This is a genomic window from Candidatus Roizmanbacteria bacterium, from assembly GCA_016700135.1.
GTDB lineage: Bacteria > Patescibacteriota > Microgenomatia > UBA1406 > GWC2-37-13 > UBA1450.
This window is the reverse complement of the sequence record CP065004.1, coordinates 105,918-124,006: the sequence shown is the minus strand read 5'-3', so window position 1 is coordinate 124,006 and position 18,089 is coordinate 105,918. Positions and strand designations below refer to the sequence as shown.

At 39.9% G+C, this 18,089-nt stretch carries 15 protein-coding genes; 8 read left to right on the top strand and 7 right to left on the bottom strand.

What is annotated here, in order from left to right; translation table 11 throughout:
* Positions 1-81: 81 nt before the first annotated feature.
* Positions 82-1,167 (top strand): RNA polymerase sigma factor RpoD, encoded by a 1,086-nt coding sequence (rpoD, locus tag IPM65_00635; GenBank protein QQS44099.1) that lies wholly within the window; start codon positions 82-84, stop codon positions 1,165-1,167.
* A 60-nt stretch (positions 1,168-1,227) separates the two neighbouring features.
* On the top strand, positions 1,228-1,890 hold the full coding sequence (locus IPM65_00630) for a CPBP family intramembrane metalloprotease (protein QQS44098.1): 663 nt from the start codon (positions 1,228-1,230) through the stop codon (positions 1,888-1,890).
* On the opposite strand, the gene IPM65_00625 is transcribed toward IPM65_00630, so the two are convergent.
* Genes IPM65_00625 through IPM65_00610 form a run of 4 tightly spaced genes read right to left on the bottom strand, consistent with a single transcriptional unit; the run spans position 1,875 to position 6,219 of the window.
* The gene (locus tag IPM65_00625) at positions 1,875-3,500 is read right to left on the bottom strand and encodes a glycosyltransferase family 39 protein (protein ID QQS44097.1); all 1,626 of its coding nucleotides are present in this window, start codon (positions 3,498-3,500) and stop codon (positions 1,875-1,877) included. The two genes, IPM65_00630 and IPM65_00625, sit on opposite strands and share 16 nt — an antisense overlap.
* Positions 3,472-4,368, bottom strand: coding sequence for a glycosyltransferase family 2 protein (locus IPM65_00620; protein QQS44096.1), 897 nt, complete (start codon positions 4,366-4,368; stop codon positions 3,472-3,474). The genes IPM65_00625 and IPM65_00620 overlap by 29 nt, the downstream gene beginning before the upstream one ends.
* Positions 4,365-5,453: a glycosyltransferase family 4 protein gene (locus IPM65_00615; GenBank protein QQS44095.1), complete on the bottom strand. Its 1,089-nt coding sequence runs from the start codon at positions 5,451-5,453 to the stop codon at positions 4,365-4,367. Before IPM65_00615 ends, IPM65_00620 begins: the two co-directional genes overlap by 4 nt.
* Complete coding sequence (locus IPM65_00610; protein ID QQS44094.1) at positions 5,410-6,219, bottom strand: glycosyltransferase family 2 protein; 810 nt, start codon at positions 6,217-6,219, stop codon at positions 5,410-5,412. Before IPM65_00610 ends, IPM65_00615 begins: the two co-directional genes overlap by 44 nt.
* Before the next feature lie 88 nt (positions 6,220-6,307).
* On the opposite strand from IPM65_00610, the gene IPM65_00605 reads away from it, so the two are divergent.
* Genes IPM65_00605 through IPM65_00590 form a run of 4 tightly spaced genes read left to right on the top strand, consistent with a single transcriptional unit; the run spans position 6,308 to position 11,590 of the window.
* Entirely contained in the window at positions 6,308-7,816 is a 1,509-nt protein-coding gene (locus tag IPM65_00605) for a glycosyltransferase family 39 protein (protein QQS44093.1), read from the top strand.
* Between the two features lie 3 nt (positions 7,817-7,819).
* On the top strand, positions 7,820-9,286 hold the full coding sequence (locus tag IPM65_00600; GenBank protein ID QQS44092.1) for a glycosyltransferase family 39 protein: 1,467 nt from the start codon (positions 7,820-7,822) through the stop codon (positions 9,284-9,286).
* Positions 9,286-10,488 (top strand): glycosyltransferase family 39 protein, encoded by a 1,203-nt coding sequence (locus IPM65_00595; protein QQS44091.1) that lies wholly within the window; start codon positions 9,286-9,288, stop codon positions 10,486-10,488. Before IPM65_00600 ends, IPM65_00595 begins: the two co-directional genes overlap by 1 nt.
* Positions 10,481-11,590 carry a hypothetical protein gene (locus IPM65_00590; protein ID QQS44090.1) on the top strand — a complete coding sequence of 370 codons (1,110 nt, stop codon included), beginning with the start codon at positions 10,481-10,483 and terminating at the stop codon, positions 11,588-11,590. The genes IPM65_00595 and IPM65_00590 overlap by 8 nt, the downstream gene beginning before the upstream one ends.
* On the opposite strand, the gene IPM65_00585 is transcribed toward IPM65_00590, so the two are convergent.
* Complete coding sequence (locus IPM65_00585; protein QQS44089.1) at positions 11,587-13,215, bottom strand: hypothetical protein; 1,629 nt, start codon at positions 13,213-13,215, stop codon at positions 11,587-11,589. The two genes, IPM65_00590 and IPM65_00585, sit on opposite strands and share 4 nt — an antisense overlap.
* Positions 13,216-13,288: 73 nt before the next feature.
* Here IPM65_00585 and IPM65_00580 point away from each other — a divergent pair, with 73 nt between their 5' ends.
* Positions 13,289-13,963, top strand: coding sequence for an IS1595 family transposase (locus IPM65_00580; protein ID QQS44088.1), 675 nt, complete (start codon positions 13,289-13,291; stop codon positions 13,961-13,963).
* Here IPM65_00580 and IPM65_00575 read toward each other — a convergent pair.
* On the bottom strand, positions 13,947-14,771 hold the full coding sequence (locus IPM65_00575) for a glycosyltransferase family 2 protein (GenBank protein ID QQS44087.1): 825 nt from the start codon (positions 14,769-14,771) through the stop codon (positions 13,947-13,949). The two genes, IPM65_00580 and IPM65_00575, sit on opposite strands and share 17 nt — an antisense overlap.
* Between IPM65_00575 and IPM65_00570 the strand changes: the two genes are divergently transcribed.
* The gene (locus IPM65_00570; protein ID QQS44086.1) at positions 14,763-16,451 is read left to right on the top strand and encodes a hypothetical protein; all 1,689 of its coding nucleotides are present in this window, start codon (positions 14,763-14,765) and stop codon (positions 16,449-16,451) included. The genes IPM65_00575 and IPM65_00570 overlap by 9 nt on opposite strands.
* Here IPM65_00570 and IPM65_00565 read toward each other — a convergent pair.
* On the bottom strand, positions 16,432-18,084 hold the full coding sequence (locus IPM65_00565; protein QQS44085.1) for a hypothetical protein: 1,653 nt from the start codon (positions 18,082-18,084) through the stop codon (positions 16,432-16,434). The two genes, IPM65_00570 and IPM65_00565, sit on opposite strands and share 20 nt — an antisense overlap.
* Between the last annotated feature and the right edge of the window lie 5 nt (positions 18,085-18,089).

Genomic DNA, 18,089 nt, shown 5'->3' with positions numbered 1-18,089 from the left:
GTGTATCAAGCCCCTGATTTTGTTAGGCCAATCGGCTCAGCATATCATCGGTTGATTATTTCATTTTCTTATACTCACATGATGAACCGCATGCCCAAAAACATGAAAGATCTACTTAAACAAGGAACGGAAGACGGATTCCTCGTACAGGATGATATCATGTTTGTCTTTCCGGAACCGGAAGACCACATTGAACAAATTGATGAATTCTTCGATACTGCTTTCAAGAAAGGTATAGATATCTTCGAAACAACATCTTCCCGTGAAGAACAGGATGCAACAAAATCTGCCGAAGAAATCGAAAAAGAACTGGAAAAATTGATAGGCGGCAAACACGGAGAATCTCTCGACCCGATCAAAAAATACCTCAAAGAAATCGGACGGACACCGCTTTTGACATTTGAAGAAGAAATTGATTTGGCAAAGCGTGCGGAAAAAGCAGACGAAACCGCTAAAGAAAGGCTCATTAAAGCAAATCTCCGACTTGTTGTTTCCATTGCAAAAAAATACTTGGGAAGACGGTTGTCATTCCTTGACCTTATTCAGGAAGGGAATAAGGGGCTCATCAGAGGTGTAGAAAAATATGACTGGAGACGCGGATTCAAATTTTCAACATACGCCACATGGTGGATCAGACAGGCCATCACCCGTGCCATTGCAGATCAGTCCCGTACAATCCGAATTCCGGTGCACATGGTGGATCAGATCAACCGTTTTTATAAAACTCAGCGAAAATTGATGCAGAAACACGGAAAGGATCCGGACATTAAAGAGATAGCAAAGGAAATGGAAATATCAGTTGACGAAGCGGAGAATCTGATGCGTATATCGCAGCAGCCGAAATCGCTTTCGACTCCGGTCGGCGATGATAAAGAGGCTACACTTGAGCAATTTATTGCCGATAAATCTAAACCGTCTCTCTATGATGCCGTTTCTCAGGAACTTCTGAAGGACGCATTGGGGGAAGTACTCGAAACATTGTCACCGCGCGAGAAAAAAGTACTCATTATGAGATTCGGACTTGAAGACGGAAAACCGAAAACGCTTGAAGAAGTCGGCAAAGAATTCAAAGTGACCCGTGAACGAATCCGCCAAATTGAGGCGAAAGCTATTCGGAAACTTAAACATCCGACACGTGCCCGAAAACTGAGAGACTTTTTGGACTAACTGCCTGATAAAGGCCTCTACTACTTGCATCTTTCTCTAAATGCATGTACATTGTATGCAATGAAGCAACAAATTTCTTCAATCCAAAAGGTGCTGAATACTTGGGCAATTGTTCTTATTCTTTGGAGTGTGTACCGCGTGTACTTCCGCACTGATATGCCGATTTGGTTTGATGAATTCATCTCCAAGCCGCTGATTTTTTTGCTGCCTGTCATGTACTATGTCTCCACTCAGGAAAAACAAAAGTTCTGGAAAGCAGTTGATCTCCGTACTAAAAACTGGAAGGCAGGAATCATTTTCGGGCTGGCATCAGGATTGTTATTTTTTGTCACAGGCTTTGTCGTCCAGCTTATCAGAAACGATGATATTCAGGAGTTTATGGCACGGGGTTCGGTGGGGATGGTGTTTTATTATATTCTTATCGCTTTTGCAACCAGTTTTTCGGAGGAAATATTGTCCCGCGGTTTCGTCCTGAAAAGGCTTTATGAAGATTCTAAAAATGCAATCAACTCAGTCTTTTTTGCCAGTTTTCTCTTTTTCTTTCTGCATATTCCGATTTTATTTACAGATCCCGATATGCGCGGTATGATACTCCTTCAGGTGATGGCAACGGATGTACTTTTGAGTTTCGCAGTATCCTTTTTGTATTTGCAGAAGAAAAGTGTATGGGTCCCGATTCTTATTCATACGTTTTATAACCTCAGCCTCTACTTGTTTCTTTGACCTTCATACAACCAGAAGATATCATTCCCTTCAACTGAAATCACTTTGACAGCATCCCGTGACAGATTCGTAAACTCTTCAGGATATCCGATAAATACGGCGGATTCATTCCTGTCCGGCTCGGGCATATCAAAAATGAATTTGTCATATTTCTCTACCTGCCCGAAACCGTATTCGTCAAGCTCAGTCAGTTCAGCCTGCTTGTGGTAATCAGAAGGCAGATACTGCAGATAAAACAGAGTAAAGATATACGGCTGTCCCAGTTTTTTGGTGATATAAAACCTCTCAAAATTATTGTAATTTTCCTTGATGTATTGGCCCATATTTTTATATCCGCACTGCCATCCGTAAATTGCCTCAACACGCTTCGGATAGTGATTGAAGTAAAAATCCCAGCTGAAGAAATTGAAATAGAGAATACTTCCAAGAACAACTGTCAGAAAAAGGATTCTAAAAGAAGTTTTCTTAAACGTGAGAGTACCGTGATATATCCCGTAAGATGCAAAAATCAGGAAAGGAATAATAAGCAAAAATGATCTGGTCAGAGAATATTCCTGCCATGACAGTGCTGCAGAAAGCGGTGCCGTAAGCATCAGTGACACTAGCAAAAATCGCGACTCTTCTCTGTTTTTGAACATAAAATACAGTCCGATAAGAATAAATATGTAGGTTACCGGAGTTATAGGAGATATTCCTTCAAATCCGAATCTTGCGTTGTTATCACCTTTTCTTACTAAAAACTCAGGGGAGAAATAAGAAAGGTACTGATTCGAAAGGACGGAAACGGATTTTGAGATTTTGTTGTGAACTATGCGCGAATCATGCTCTTTGCGAAGTTCTTCAATAGAGAGGGTAAATCCTTTGTTGCTTGTAAAAAGTAAATTGCTTATGCGGCTTGTCGGGTTCATCAACTCCGTTGCCCCGAAGATGACAAATGGGATTGCAAAAATAACCGCAGCTTCTTTCATATGGGAACGGTTTTGTTTTTTCAACAGTATCAAATACGCTACCCACATCAGTACAAACACTGCTATTACTTTCCCGATGTGATAGGTGAAAAGGCCGATTCCGACCAGGAGAGAAAGGAAAAGAAGTCTCCTCATTGTCACCTTTTTTTGCAGTTCGTACAAAATCCACAGCATACCTATCACTAATACAAGCATGATGATATTCTCATGAATGTGTCGCGACATGATCTGAATCCACGGGGAGATGCTTGCTAGAAATGCCGTTATAAGTCCGATTGATTCTTTTCCGGTTAGTTTCTTTGTTAAAACAAAAAAGAGAATCGGAGAAATAATTCCGATGAGAATAAACGGCAGTCGTGCCGTTGTCTCGCTCAGTCCCAATGGACCGACGAACGCGGCAATCGTATAGATTGTGACGGGAAGTTTATTTTCTCCGAATGCTTTAAAACGCGTCGGGAGTAGCGTCCCGTATTCATCACGTGCCGTTTTTGCGATTGAATAAGCGTTGTATGCAAAAGATGCTTCATCGGAGTTGAAGCAGGGGAATTCAATCTGTCTCATATGAAGCATCACCGTTACAAAAGTAAACAGTGCCAGCAGCAGATAAGCTTTTTTATTGAGTAAATGTTTTAAGTAGTTCATGATCAGAACGTAATTTCGGATTCCTGAAATGTTTAATAAAGGCTTGAGGAAATCGCTTCAGAGCCTGGATAAAACCCTCAAGAAAATTGACATCATTTTTCATTATAGCGCTTACAAGTCTCTTGATAAGATGCAGTTTGTGAGCGATCAGGAGATCCCATGAAGAGATATTTTTCCAAGTGAATAACAACTGATTTCTGTATGCAATTGCCTCGATACGGTCCTTTTGGAAATGACTGCTTATGGTTGTTTCATGATGGTGTTCCACTAAAATCTGCGGATTGAACTCGATCCGATATCCTTTTTTCCACGCCCGATATGAAAGATCAATATCTTCCCAATAAAAAGGGTTAAACATCTCATCAAAGCCGTGCAGTTCATCAAATTTTTTCTTATCAACAAGACAGGAGCCCCCTTCCGCCCAGGCATTCGGACCGGCAGTATCCGGTTTGACCGCCTGATGCTGTAGAAAACCGTTTTTCCAATAGATCATGTTCTTCCCGACGATTGATCCGTTTGTTTCTTTCTGGGCGAATGATACTGCAAACAGCGTTTTATCTTCCTGAAGCTGATCAAATGCTTTTTTATATGAGCTATTCAGCAGTTTTACGTCATCATTAAGAAGAAGAATATAATCTCTTGTTGCTTCTCTGACTCCCGTATTTACCGTTCCGGCAAATCCTTTGTTTGTCATGTTCTCAATCACTCTGATCTGCGCGAATTGATTAAGGTCTTTTTTTATTGTTTGCTTCGGATAATCATTTACTACAATAATTTCGCATCCGTCAAGGTAGGGCAGGTTATGCTTCAGATTTTTGAGAAGCACTTCAGTGTTGCGATATGTGGGTATGATTACTGAGATATTCATTGATTGAGAATAATGTGTTCAACTTGTTTACGGAATGTCTGGTAAGAAAAATTCCTGCTTACGTATGCTTTTGCAGATGACAGTACTTCTGTCCTGATATCTTCAGCACTTTTCATTTTTTCAAAAAGTTCTTCCTGCGTTCTGAAGAGAAACCCTGTTTCATTGTCCTGAATAATTTCTGAAGGACCTCCTGCCCGATAGGCAAATGTGAGACATCCCGATGCCATAGCTTCAAGAGGCGTGATGCCGAGATGTTCAGTCCGCTCAGGATGTTCTTCCTGATCGATATCATATCCGGCGAAGTGCCAATAATATTCTGCTCTTTTGTACAATGTTAAAACATCCGCATAAGAAATATTAGTGTGAAAATGAATATTCTGATTGCCTTTTGCTGACTCCTGCAACTCTTGCAGATATTCCGTGTCAGAAGGGAGGACGCTTCCAGCCAAGTGGAGCTCGTAATCTTTGTATCTGTCACCGGCTTTTTGCAGATCAATGAACCATTGTATTGCAATATCCTGTCTTTTAGAGTGAAGCTGGCGGAAAAACCTCCCAACACTCAGAATTATTTTTTCCTTCTTTTGAGTATCCCGGTTGATGTATTCATCCGGTAAATAGGGATACACTACCTCTGCTTGCATACCCCATTTGCTCAGCCAGTTACGTGTAAATTCAGAGTTTGCAATAAAACGAAAATTTCTTGTTTTAAGTTTATTAGCAACGCCCATGTTGTATAACGATTTCTGAGGGACCATGCAGAACACGAAATTTTGTTTGGCAGTAGAGAAAAAATAGCTGCCGTCAGTGACATAGAAAAACCTATCGTATTGCGATAGTTCCTTTGTTTTTGTAAGAAGATCTCCGTATTTGAAAATATTTTTTTTAAAGCGGATACGCTTAAATTTCAAACCCAGTTTTTGTACAATCTCATCCGTTAAATCAGTATCCCAGTATATCGTGATCTCATAATCATGATCGTCCAATACCTTGAGAATTGAAAGGATATGTTTTTCTCCTCCTCCCATCGTATCAAAATACGGATCATACAGAGCCGCTTTTTTTTCTTTCGTTGTAGTATTTTTCATACAAAAACAAATAGGTGATTGTTTTCGAATATGCCTGATAGAAACTCTCAATTATACCAATTGTCCCGTCCATAAAACCTTTTTTAAGTATGAGACGGCGGAATAATTCTCCGAAAAACTTCCGGAAAAAAGTCAGTGTCCCGACCGGTCTTTTCGCTTGAAAAAGAAGATCTGATTCGATATCTTCAAATATCATTGTTTTGTTGACCATCTGCTCAATGTCACCGTGAAAATAATGTAAAATCGGGTTTTCCAAATAGCCCAAATCCCCTTCAAAAACGGGAGTTGAATGTATACGTTCAGGCCACTCCTTAAATGATTTTTTATTCAACAATCTCATCTGATGATCCGGCCACCAGCCACCATATTTGAGCCATTTTTGTTTTCCGAAAATATTTTTCCGGGGGACTTTGTAGTGAGTAGATAGTAGGCTGTAGGTTGTAGATGATAGGGGGGATGGTCCGGTTAGTCCATTTATCTCATCAGTCAATTCCTGTGTCATGCGTTCATCAGCATCAAGAATGAAAACCCAGTCGGTTGATGCCTGTCTGATGCCGAACTCACGCGCGGGCTCTACATAGTGTGAGAAAGGAAAAGTTTTTATCGTTACGTTTTCACTTGTTGCAATCTCAGTCGTCCTGTCAGTGCTTTCCATGTCAATCACAATGATTTCGTTACTTAGTATCCGGGCTGATGTGATACATTCCTTAATATTCTTTTCTTCATTGTGAGTATGAATGAGAACTGTTATTTTGTCGTTTTTCATAAGAAATGTGTAAGATCTTGTATTGTATGGCTATTACCATAATTGTATAATAGTTTTTAGCTATAAATTACCAAAATTCATTACATTCATGCAGAAACTGTATCGTGCGCTTTTTTTTATTCTTTTAACCGTTATTATTATTTTTTCTGCATGGCCGATACTTCACGGCAACATAGACTTTCATACTGATATAGCAAGGGATTTTCTACTTCTTGATGACGTCTATTACAACAAGAACATCACTCTTATCGGTCCGAGATCAGGCGGTATTCCCGGAGTGTTTCACGGGCCTTTGTGGCTGTATGTCAACCTGCCGGCATATGTCCTGGGGGGCGGAAACCCGGTGGCGGTCGGATGGTTCTGGATACTGTTGTTTGTCGTAAGTGTCGGAGTAGTTTATGAAGTAGCACGACGCATGTTTGATGAAAAAGCAGCCATGATTGCCAGTTTGGTTTATTCTTCGGCATACGGGAGTTCGGTGTATGCGTTTTTCAATCCGTCAGGAGCAGTTCTCCTGTTTCCGGTTTTTTTCTATTTATTATGGTTGTTTATTAAGAAGGATAACCCTTTGGTATTGGCGGCTGCAATGTTTATCCTGGGGTGTATTATTCAGTTTCAAATGGCATTCGGTGTACCGATGCTGATACTGATAACTCCGTATATTCTTTTTAGAACAATCATCAAAAAAAAGTGGATAAACCTTCTGATGATGCTTGTCATAGTTGTACCAACTTCAAGTTATATTTTATTTGAACTCAGGCATGACTTTCTTCAGATTCGCTCTGTTTTCGGGTATCTGAACGGAGCTGAGAACGCAGGTAAGGTCTATATGCCTTTCCGTGAGCTTCTGTATCAGAGAATCAATTTCCTAATGAATGATTCGCTCGGCATGATCACCTATGATATTCTCTGGATTACGTTCTTTGTCGGCTTTTCCTTGGTTTTTACCCTCATTAAGGAAGTCAAAAAAATTAATTTATCCGATAAATATCTTTTGTTTGTATACCTTCTGGGAGGTTTCTGGGCACTGACGCTTGCGTATAAAGGCGTCATTTGGGGCTATTATTACATTCCTTTTGTCGGTATCGTTGCGATCTTTTTTGCTTCCACATACAAATACTTCAATAAAAAAGTATTTGCGGTATTGCTTGCCGTCCTTTTGTTGAATAACATGCAGGTCCTGTATTGGAAAACAGTAGATCAGGATTTTACCCAAGGGAACTGGCTCTTTTTCAAAGATGCAGCGCTGCGCGTCTTTAATGATGCACCTTCTGAATTCGGGTATTACATCTATACGACAGATCAGTACGGATACTCATCCAGGTATGCCATGAATTATCTTGACAGACTGAATCCTGATAAATCTGCCTATCCCTATCAAAAGAAACCGGTGACTTATCTCATGATTGACGATCCGGGAGATCATGAATTCACAAATCACATGACGTGGAAAACCTATGATGTCAGGATTGCCACAGAGCCGGCACGAATTGAGACGGTCTCAAAAACTTACAAAATCGAAAGGTACAATTTAACTGATGAGCAATTGGCTGTAGAATCGAATCCCTTTATGTTAAATTCGATCATTTTCCGCTGACGTATGAAGTCAAACCCGAATCGATTTCGTTTTGACTGGTATCTGATTGTGTTGCTCGTGATATTTGTACCGCTTTTTTTCTTCAGAATGCACTGGCCCAATCTCGGAAGCTGGGATGAAGCCTGGTACGGCTCGATAGCACGTGAAATGGCAAAAAGCGGTGATTTCATGTACTCCAACTGGAACGGGTATCCGTTCTATGATCATCCGCCGATGGGGTTCTGGATTATGGCGGTGACATATATGTTTTTCGGCGTTTCGGAGTTTACAACGAGATTACCTTCCGTTCTTCTCGGAATTTTTTCGATTGTTCTGGTGTATCTTACCGGATCTGAATTATTCAAAAAAAAAGCAGTAGGTTTTGCCGCAGCACTTATTCTCGGTACATCTGTATGGTATGTCATAAGGGTGCGTTCGGGGAATTTGGATTCTCCTTTCGTTTTTTTCTATATCCTGACAATATATCTTGCTCTCAAATCAGTTAAAAACATCAAATTGTTTCCTCTTGTTGGGCTGGCTTTCGGAGCCCTTATGATGACCAAAACACTGGTCGGGATTTCTGCATTGCCGGTGATCGGTGTGATTATGTTTCCCCGCATCATGGAAATTAAAAAAAATATTCTATGGCTTTTGGGAGGAATTGCAGCATTTCTTTTCGTTGTCGGGCCCTGGTATATCATGCATATTTTGACATACCCTGATTTTATTGCCCATCATTTTCTTGAAATCGGGACAAGGAGCAAAACTGCCGCTTCGTACTTCAGTCTCAACTATGAGCTTCCGCTCTTTTATCTTCATATGGGAATAAGGAAGTGGTATTATTTGTGGAATCTCGGGCTGGGCGCGTTGATTATCACGCTCCGCTTTATCAAACGAAATGCTTTTATTATTCTCTTTTGGAATGGGGTAGTATTGTATCCCTTTCTGACGACGGATAAAACCCACATATGGCATCTCATTCCCGTGTATCTGCCGTTATCGCTGATTGTAGCTTACGGTTTGTGGGAACTTGGGAATTTTGCCGTAACAATTATAAAAAAATTTCCGGTTTTACCCGTTCAAAAGTTTATAAATACCTATGTATCCGAAAGGGTAATTGCCGGAGTTTTTATACTTGCAATTGTGTTTATTGCAGGAATCCAGGTGAAAGTTTTTTATAATGAAGTCATTCCAAATTCAAGATACGTGACGGATGATGTTGCGATCGCAAAGGAAGCAGCTAAATATGATCAGAAGATATATCTTGATGATGATTTTCTTCCGATGGCAGTCTTTTATTCGGGTAAATTCATGAAACAGGTCTCTTATGAACCTGAGGAGAGATCAACACTTGTTAAGGTGTTCCGATCGGAGAGATCCGACTTTGTTGCAATAACACGTATATGGGCTATCCAGAATCTTGAGGCGGAGGGGATCGAATATCGCATCCTTGATAAAAATAATTCGTTTGTAATTGTCAGCCCGCCATAATGAAAATACAAAAAAAACATATTACCATAATTCTCGTTGCGGCGGCATTAGTGACGTTCATATGGCATATCATACCGGTCATTTCTGAATTCGAACGATATACCGAGAAGTATGATGCGAAACAATATGAAGACAGCTACAACAAGTCGCAGTATGTAATCCCTCAGTCTAAGCATTATATATCAGATGAAATGCTCTTGAGTCATGCCGGGTATGCCTATGTCCACGGTCTTAATCCGATTCTCATTAATTCTGACCACCCACCCCTAGGTAAATATATTATCGGATGGATTACGGTGTTAAGCGGAAATAACCGGGTTTCATCGCTTGTTTTCGGTTTTCTTGTCTATCTTATTGTTTCCGTGATTATCTACCGTTTAACGGCATCCCGGAACGGGGTACTGTTGGGAATTTTTTTTCTCTCAACCGACACAGTTTTTCGTGATCAGCTGTATTATGCACCGATACTTGATATTATTCAGGTGTCATTTCTTCTTGCGTATATACTGTTTTTTCTTTTATATTTACAAACATCAAAGAAGCTCTATCTATTATTGATGGGATTATCGGCCGGTGCGATGGCCGGTATAAAATTATTCTTTCCGGTGATTGTTCTGCTTACCGTTTCTGCAATCTATCTCGGGATACTTAATCTGTTCGGCAAAAGGAAAAAACTAACCGCAGACGCTATTTCTATTTCAGGAGTTTCAGTGCTTGCCGGTCTGACATACATGATGTCGTATCTTATGCTTTTTATTCAGGGAGGAACCGTCAGGACATTCCTTGGTGTCCAAAAATGGATTTTTCTTTTCTGGAAAAATAACTCCATTGATACGGCTTCCGTATGGGGGAACATTGTCCCGTTTGTCCTTTTCAACAAATGGAAAGTATGGTGGGGTACTGAACCTTATATTTCATACGAGCACTGGTCGATATTCTGGCCGGTGTATTTTCTCGCAGGGATGGGAATTGCTGTCACCATGCTTGTCGTTACGGCAAAAAAAATCGTGTTTGAGAAAAAACATGCAATTTCTTCAAAACTGCCTGATTCATTTGGGATATTTCTTTCGATGTGGGTGGTTATTGCCCTTATGTATCTTCTTTTTATTCCGATTTCACCACGATACCTTATGATTCTGTACTTTCCGATCTACATACTGATTGTTTTTACGTTGCACAAACGTTTTCCGAACTATGTCTAATCTGCTGAAAATCATCGTAGTGGTATTTTTTCTCACAATTGCCGGATTGGCAGTATATTCTTTTGCTCTTATTGATCCGAATCTGACTCTGATTAGTCACCCGCTCTGGGTTTCTTTCAGAGACCCCCTTGTGCATCTCGGCTACAACATGAGATCAACATCTGCAAATATATATATTCTGCTTCTTATTATTTTATTTCTTTCCCATTTATATTTTGTAAAGCATTACAAAAAACTGCATCCGTTCCGATTATCCGTAGGTATCGGTCTCATTTTACTTTTGTCATATCCGCTTTTTTCTCATGACCTTTTCAATTATATTTTTGATGCGAAAATCCTGACTTTTTACGGTAAAAACCCATATCAGTATATGCCGGGAGATTTTTATCAGGATGAGTGGCTTCGTTTCATGCACTGGACACACAGAACATATCCATACGGTCCGAGTTTCCTTGTGATTAGTCTTGTTCCGTCATTTCTTGCAATGGGAAAATTTATTCTGAATTTTATTTTCTTCAAAGCGCTGTTTGTCATAGGATATATCCTTACCGTTTTTTATCTGGAAAAACTTAATAATCGTTGGGCAGTGATCTTTGCAACCCATCCATTAGTTCTTATCGAAGGCGTCGTGAACGCACACAACGATCTAATTTCCGTGACTCTTGCGGTTATCGGGATCTTTTACTTGTGGGAAAACCGACAGTTATCTTCAAGATTCTGGCTGCTCATGTCCGCAGGGATTAAGTATCTGACACTGCCTGTAGTGTTTTTGAGTAAACAGAATAAAGCCGTCAATATCGCGGCTTTATGTCTTCAAATTATTCTTCTTCTGTACCTGAATTTTTTCAGTCAGATACAGCCATGGTATTTCCTCCCGCTGTTTATCTTCATACCGTTTTTTTCCAAGATTATTGACAGACTACAGATCTTTTTATTCGGACTTTTGGTTTCATACTATCCCTATATCAGGTATGGCGGTTGGGATACCGTGGAAAAAGTACAAATGAAAGATACTATTATTTATATTTCGGCCGGATTGACTGCGCTCTATTTACTCATCACCTATCTGCCGAAATTAATATCCCGAAGTAAGGGAAATTAAGGTTTTACAATGAAATAAGCTGACTGATTGGAGATATCGCTAAACGGAATTTTACCTACGGATGGGTTTGGTATCAAAACTTTTTTCTGCTTATCATCGGCGCATCCTTCAAATATAACTCTGGCTTTCTCTTTATCCGCATAAAGATCTTTATGTTTTGTACAGTTCAGAAATTTGACTGAACCTGCTTCTAAATCTTTTTTGTTGGAGTAATCGGCTCGAACGGTGTTGAAGGTTATATCGTTGTTAAGGAAAACGTACGACAGATAAGCCTCACTTGGAGAGGTGTGATAGACATACCGGATATCCGGATTGGCGATCAAATATTCAGCCAGTTTTCTTTCATGTTCAAAATAAAACTCCGAAACGGTAATCGATCGACGGAAGAAGTAGTTATACGCAAAATATTGAACTGTGAGAATAACAATTCCGAGAGTGACAATCATTACAGATCTTCTCAGAAGGAGCGGAAGTTGAATCAAATTTTTCCATGCAAACAATGTGCCGAATGCGATAATATAAGCAAATCCGAGAGCCATAAAGGATGACCGGAATGCAAATGTTGCGCTGTGTGAATTGATAAGAGACGGGACAATTCCGATAACGACAAAGCCTGCTGCATATAGTAAAGATACATTTTTAGTAATCGCAAGACGGATTAATCCCAGGAGATAGATTGGTAAAAAGAAAATGAAGAACTGCCCTCCTGATGTCGTGCCGTTTGTCGGGCTGGCATCTCCTTTTTTAAAAAGATGATCCAGACTAATTCCTTTCAGTGCCGTATCGATAATGTAATCGATTGAGGAAGTTAGTTTATTGTGAAAAATACGTTGAAGCCATGACGGTGCAGTCGAAGTCATCCGCTTAAAGTAAACTTCTTTTGTTAGAGTATCAGTGTCGAAAAAAATGATTTCACTCAGACGCCCGGATGTGATTTTGCTGTCAATAAAAATACTTGAGATAAAAAAGAATATAAAAACGCCGATATTGATCGCCAGCTGCTTAACAAATTTGCCGTATAATTTCAGGTCAGACTGTAAAATAAAATACAGTTCAAGATATATCAGTAATAGGGGAATAAGAACACGGTACGCCTGATAGGAATAAAAAGCACAAAAGAATAACAAAAATGATACCCATTTTCTCTTTGATAGATATAGAATACAGCCTGCCAGAGTAAAGAGAATGGCAAGATTGACTTCAAGAGCAAGTCTTGTCATATGAAAAATCCACGGACTGAAACAGTAGATAACACACGTCAGAAGAGCGAGGTCTTTTTTCCTGGTAATGACAAGTATCAGTTGGTAAACGAGGAAAATCAACAGGGTAGTACTAATCAAAAATGGAAGTCTGGCAAAGAATACAGACCGTTCCGGCATAAGCTGCCACCAGAGAGCACTGAAATATATGGATATAAACGGCGTTTTCGGATGTATTCCTTCAAATGCCAGAGGAAGATATTCTCCGGTCAGATCATTACCGGTTTTTGCGATACTGTATCCGCTCAAAATGATATCCCGCTCATCATGCAGAAGATAGATTTGGTCAAGTGCGGGAAGTCTTATAAACAGAAACAGAAGTGCCAGTATTACAAGAAGTTTATGAGTATACACATACTGTTTCATTGAAGAAAAGATATTCATCAGTTACTATAAATAATAAGGCTCTAGACTAGCAGAGTAGTGCTAAACTAGAGGTATGGTTTGTAACAATAGGCCGATATCAAAATACAAGAGAAAAAAGATACTATGGTGTTTTGCACACGATCTGAGTGCTACACAGACCTCTGGTATTTTGGGTCTCAACCGCAATACAGTCAACAAATATTACAATAATATTCGTCAACTCATATATCATCACCAAGTGCACCAGATGCAACGATATGTTGGTGGTGAGATAGAAATTGATGAATCATACTTTGGACCTCGAAGGATGAGAGGCAAGTCAAGTAAAAGAGGTCGTGGGACGTCATTTAAGCAGGTAGTATTTGGGATATATGAGCGTCAAGGACGTGTATTTACTCGTATCATTCCAAACTGTAAAAGAAGAACGCTACATGCTGTTATGAAGGGAAAGATTGACTTGAACAGTACTGTATATTCAGATTCGTGGAGCGGATACAACGGACTTGTTGATGTCGGGTATGACAAACATTTGAGAATCAATCACAAGAAAAATGAGTTCTCAAATACAAAAGGGGTCCATATCAATGGCATAGAGTCATTCTGGTCCTTTTGTAAAAGACGTCTCGTTAAGTTCAATGGTGTAAAGAAAAACTTTCCATTACACTTGAAAGAGTGTGAATGGAGATGGAGCAAATCCCCATCGATCCTTTACAATGAACTATTACAAATTGTTAATGTGCTAGTCTAGAGCCATAATAATTCTTCAGCACATGAAGTTTTGTCCTGAAAGGTGCAAATTTATTCGAAAATCTGAGCTGTGCCTTTTTTTGCAGTTTTTGATGTAGTTCAGAACCTGAACCGTCAGTTGATTGCGCGTTTTTGTGCCAGATCATCAATCCTGGAACATAATACAAAGGGATATTGTTTCTCTTCGCCCGTTCACTGTAGTCGGCATCTTCATAATAAAGAAAATAGTTTTCATCCCAGTATCCGATTTGATCTACAACCTGTTGATCGAAACATGTCAGACATCCCGTTATGAACTCCGTTTGTTCAGGGATATCAAACTGTCCTTGATCCACCTCATCTACTCCGCGGTGTCCGGTGGTGGCATGTGCCCAGTCAACGGTTCCGCCTGCGTACCACAAAACGGTACCGGCATCATCTTTTGAATACCGATCTTTATGGAATTCGTAACCGGGGGCATAGTAAATCTTACCGCCAAAGACGGTCTTCGGATGTTCATCAAATGTGTTTTCGAGTTTATGAACAAAGTCTTCGTTGAAATACACATCGTCATTGATCACACAGTACCGTTCAAAGCCCATTGATTGTGCTTTCTTTATGCCCGTGTTTACTCCGTGTGCATACCCTTTGTTATCAATAGGGATAACAGTCATTTCAATTCCTTCCGCTTTTATTTCCTTTCTTTCAGGCGACGCATCAGCGATAAAAAGATGAAAGTTTTTGTTCGATTGTTTCGTAAGGCTGAGAAGAAAGTCGTTCAGTATACTATAATTTTTATAGACTACGGTTATAATTGCTATATGCGCCATACTTACGATTATATCAGGAAGAACCCCGTTCTTTTACTGGTAATTGTTCCTGCCTTTTTCTTTCATATGTTGATGATTATGCCAAGCGGTACGTATCGTTGTGTGGGTGAAGCCTGCGGCATTTACTTTTACGGTGTTCATGCCAATGATTCGATCTGGCATCTCGCGCTTGCTGCAGTGTCCTTCAATGAGATTCCGTTTATATCACCGGTCTATGCCGGGGCATTGCTTTCCGGATACAATATCCTTTTGGACCTTGTTATTTTCATCTTTTCCAAACTCGGATTGCCGCCGTTGTATGTGTTTTTTAAATTACTTCCTGTTCTGTGGTTCATTTTGTTTACCTATCTTCTGGTCAAATTGGGACGTATGATAAAAAATTCTGTACTTTTTGTGTCATTGCTTTTATTTTTCTTTTTTTTCAGCGGGTCATTCGGATATTTTCTGACACTCTTTCACAGTAAGACGATCGAAGGTTCGACGGGTCTTCTGGCTATGCAGTCGAGTCTGATGATGACAAATCTGCAGCTTGCGCTTTCATTTGCTCTGCTTCTTGCTGAGCTTGTTTTGGTGTATCAGAAAAAATGGAGTATGAAAAGGATGCTGATATTATCACTTATTGTCGCTTTGCAGGTAGGTCTCAAATTCTATGGAGGAGTGATAAGTATTTTTGTGGCCGGATTGTATTTGTTGGAGTATTTGGCCAGAAGCAGAAATCTGAAAAAGGTATTCATATACGGATTGGTTTTTTCAGTGCTCCAGATTATTGCCGTTATCGTATTTTACAATCCGTTTGTTTCATTGCAGTCTGGGTCAATCCTGATATTCGCTCCGTTTTCTCTCGTCCATTCGATGATTGAATCGCCGAATCTTTTTTTTATGCCGGATCTTGTGCAACAACGGTATTTTTTATATTCGGTAAATCCTATGAGTATGCGATTACTGCTCATAGAATTATTCTCAGTATTTCTTTTTGTATTTATGAACTTCGGAGTAAGGTTTATCGGAATGTTTTATACGGGGACGAAGGCACTGATTGCAAAAAACATACAACGGTTTGATGTATACCTGACTTTGATTATTTTCTTTGCAACTTTGATTTCCGTTTTATTTATCCAAAAGGGAATATGGTGGAATACGGTACAGTTCTTTTACTATGCGATATTTATTGGCAATTTCTTCAGTGCTTATGTTGTGTACGACCTGATAAAGTCTAAAAAGATTGTCGGAATAATTATTGGATTAATTCTTATGGCCGCTGTCTTCCCGAGCAACCTGGAGGTTATGAAGGGTTTTACCGAATTGAACGGTGTGTATATTCCTGATGATGAAATTTCCGCATTGCAGTACCTTAAGGAAAGACCGGACGGCATTTTATTCAGTGCGTTTCATATTATTGATCAGGAACAGAAATCCCGATTTGCTGACACTTCATATGTCAGTGCGTTTACGGGTAAACAGGAATATATCAATAACTGGGTTCAGCTTGAACTGACTGATATTGATTTCAAGGAAAGATACAATGAAGTAAAGTTTCTTGATTGTTCCTTTTTAGAGCATGTAGATTACATCTATTACGATACGATCTATTCCAATAAGATGTTTGGAAAATGTAGGGAAGAACTCACACCGTTTGGACAGACATTCTCCAACGATATGATTAGGATTTTTGAAAGATAGGTTTGCGTTGTCTTCTGTAGAGAGCCACAGCGACTGCTGCCAAAACGGTCAGTGTACCCAAAGATATCATGTTGCCTGCCTGCTGTATTTTGCTTTGTTCAAACTGTACGACAACGGTATGTTTCCCTTCAGGAACCTGAAAGGTGATCATTCCGGCATAGGCGGGATCCTGGAACTGTATAGGAGTTTCTTTTCCGTCTACAAAAACCTTCCATCCGGGGAAAAAGTAAGTGCGATCGAGAACGATTGCCGGTGTTTCTGCTTCAATTTCATACGTATGCATGGTACTTTTTCTGTCAGCGGAAAGTATTCTCGCTTCACCTCCGATGACTTCGGTCCGCTTAGCAGGATAGTCAGTCGGTTCCTCAGCCATCCAGATCGTATTTACTTCTGAGAAATAATTTGTCGTCAAAGGATATTCCCAGTAGAATGCCCGGTCAAATGACTGAAACCCCTGAAGCGGTCGCCAGTAATACACGGTGCTGCCGATGATTAAGATGCTGAGAGCAATAAAAACACTTCGATTTTTCAAAAATAGAATATCCCGAAGGACATATGCGCCAAGCAGTGCCGTTGTAAATGTGAGTATTCCGACAAACCGCCACGGATACTGAAACTGTCTGATAAATGTTATTTTTTCCCACAATGGTTCTGAGATGGGCTGCATAAATACAATCGTCCCGAATGTGGCAATAAAAAGAAATCCGATCATAAGTTTTGTTTCAAGTTTGTACTTTTTCCGAAGTAACAGAAATACAGCAAGGACCAGTGTTAACACGTGGAATAATCCGATTTGTACAGAAACTTCCGCTACTCTGAGGGATTCAGCATTGGTAAAGTTGGGGGAAAATAACGCTTTAAGAGACGGGAAATGATGGTAAAACAGATCTTTCGTGAACAGAAATCCGTTGGTGTATTTCTGTTCCAGAATTGCGGGAATGATAAAAAATGCCGAAGCTGCAATACCTTTCAGAAACGCAGAGTAGGTTAATAATATCTCTTTAATTTTTCTTGTATTGATAAGCACAAAAACACCGCTCAGCGCTAAAAACGCAAACCCCATAATGGTATGACTCAATGTAATGAGTGAAACTGAAATAGTAATCAATAGCCAAGAAAGATATGTTCTCTTTTCCAGAAAATAAATGATACTGAAAAACAGAAAAGGGATAATCGCATATGCATACAATGCTCCGAGATTTCCTCTCACGAGCATTTCAACCAATCGAAATGGCGCAAACTGATAGAGAATTGTTACAAAAAAAGCGACCCGCATATCTTTGAAAAACCGTGAAGCAAAAAGATACATTCCGACGCCTGCCAGAATATATGTCAGGGCAAAACTCAGTTTGAGTGTCAGAACGGGAGACATCCCAACGGCGATAAACGGAAACGCGACAAAGTACGGAAGGGGATAGACAAAATTAAATAACGTGGTACCGTATCCGTAATGAAACTGACCGGTCCATCTGACGGGGAACTGTCCTTCCACAATTTCTTTGTAGTACGATACGAACCGTATAGCATGCATTGCCCCGTCACTGGTGTGGGGAAGTTGGGGATTTACGAAAATGCTGATGAGTGGAAGGAAGGAAAGCACAACGATGAGAAGATACATCTGCCATGTTTTCATTGAGA